The sequence below is a fragment of the Bacillus sp. AP50 genome (assembly GCF_040492675.1).
Lineage (GTDB): Bacteria > Bacillota > Bacilli > Bacillales > Bacillaceae_G > Bacillus_A > Bacillus_A cereus.
Window position 1 is genome coordinate 1 of the sequence record NZ_JBEUTW010000111.1, and the last position, 1,989, is coordinate 1,989.

Here is a 1,989-nt window from a genome sequence, read left to right on the forward strand (position 1 = left end):
CAGAATAGCTATCTATTATCCTATTTAATCCAAATAATAACATTCCAAAAGTCATCAAGGTTATTGAAAATACACTAAATTTTTTCATAATTCAACCTCCAATATAATTTTACTATTTTATGGAGAGAATAATTTTTTTATGCGTATGAATGAACAATTACACTATAAAAGTAGATAACTCAATTTATTTTTTCATTAAACAACTGCCTTCTTTTATACCCTCAAAGGATTTTCACTCAATTAACCCGAATATATAAATAACAATTCTCACAAGGAGTAACTTTATATGAATCTATTCGAACACGAAACATAAAACCGTTCCACTTTAATAAGAGGTCCTCCCTTTTTCTTTTCTCATCATATCATCCATTAAAAAAATAGGAGGACATAATTATGAAACGTGATCCATTATTTTTAACTTTATTAGAAAGTGCAAATACACATTTTAGCGGCTGGGATTTTTCTTTCATTTCAGAAACAGGTCGAATGAAGAGCGAGCCTTTATCGTGGTCATACGGCAGTACTGCTTTTCAGCTTATGCAACGTGCAGAATCAATGCTCGATATGGGTACTGGAGGCGGAGAGTTTTTATCTATGTTACAACCGTTCCCGTCAACTATATTCGCTACTGAGGGCTACGCTCCAAATGTGCCAATTGCTCGAAAGAAATTAGAGCCTTTAGGGGTTACCGTTGTAGAAGTGACCGATGATACTGCTTTGCCATTTCAAGATGGTCAATTTAATTTAATTATAAATCAACATGAATCGTATGCTGCTTCTGAGGTAAACAGAATTCTTTCTCCAAGTGGCGTTTTTCTTACACAACAAGTTGGCGGTCTTGATTGCGCGGAACTTAATGAGCAGTTTGGCTCACCACTAAATAGCGAATTTGCAAGTTGGTCTCTCGAAACCGCATGCAGTGAGTTAAAGCAAAATGGATTTACTATCTTAGATGCAAAAGAGGAATTCCCTTTCCAACGCTTTTATGACATTGGCGCTATCGTCTATTATTTAAAAGCGATTCCGTGGCAAATTCCTGATTTTACTGTTGAAAGGTATTGTGAGGAATTATATCGTATACATGAAATCATCTTACAAAAAGGTTATTTTGATGTGAAGCAACATCGTTTTATGATTAAGGCGATTTGTAGCTAACAAAAAGAGGTGGCAAAGCCACCTCCTTTTTGCTCCGTTTACATATGTTCTCTACTCTTTCATAATAAGAAAAGTTATATCATGCATATTACAATTATGACCAATGAATTGTATTTCTGAAACATATAATCACCTCGCATATATGATGAGAGCAAAAACGTGATTTTTCACTTTCCTCTTCTATTGAGAAATGAGTTGTTTTTCATATCGCTTGTTCGCATCATCTTCTGTCAAACATGCAGTTGTGTAATGAATAATATTCCGGTTATCATACGTAAACATATGTTCTAACTTATTTTCTTCTGTTAATACTGTCGATAAGTATTTTGGTAAATTGCTAACTACTCCTCTATTATCACCATCTAATATCCAATCAATTTCTTTCCATTCTAATAGACCTTCAGCCGTACGTAATGGTGTATTCATTTGCATTCCATCTGGCAAATCAGCAACGAACACATACATTCCTTCACTAGCCTGGGGCTCATCTTTACCCTTAAAACCAACAGTCCCTTTATACGTTACACTTGAAAGTTCTATGCCCGTTTCCTCAAATGTTTCTCTAATTATTCCTTCGTATGGCGTTTCATTATCTTCTATTTTTCCTCCAACACCATTCCACATCCCCATATTCGGCTTTTTATTTCTATTTAATAGCAGTATTTTATCGCTTTTTCTAATAAAGCAAATTGTGTATTTGTACATACGATCATTTCCTTTCATTTTCCACATGAGTTATTTAGCTTATTTTCAAGTATCGACGAGTCTAAACATAAATTTTTCATATCATTTAATCCAAAAGGTTTTTTAAAGAAAATAAAGTGAAACTTTAAT

The 1,989-nt window shown here is 33.7% G+C and carries 2 protein-coding genes and 1 pseudogene; 2 read left to right on the top strand and 1 reads right to left on the bottom strand.

Annotated elements, in window-relative coordinates; genetic code table 11:
* Positions 1-393 precede the first annotated feature (393 nt).
* Positions 394-1,155, top strand: coding sequence for a class I SAM-dependent methyltransferase (locus ABWK52_RS10145; RefSeq protein ID WP_074625304.1), 762 nt, complete (start codon positions 394-396; stop codon positions 1,153-1,155).
* Positions 1,156-1,335: 180 nt separating this feature from the next.
* Here the strand turns inward: ABWK52_RS10145 and ABWK52_RS10150 are convergent, their stop codons facing one another.
* Entirely contained in the window at positions 1,336-1,860 is a 525-nt protein-coding gene (locus tag ABWK52_RS10150; RefSeq protein ID WP_098541989.1) for an NUDIX hydrolase, read from the bottom strand.
* Between the two features lie 51 nt (positions 1,861-1,911).
* Between ABWK52_RS10150 and ABWK52_RS10155 the strand changes: the two are divergent.
* A pseudogene (locus tag ABWK52_RS10155) lies at positions 1,912-1,980 on the top strand (cephalosporin hydroxylase); the annotation flags it as partial.
* Positions 1,981-1,989 lie beyond the last annotated feature (9 nt).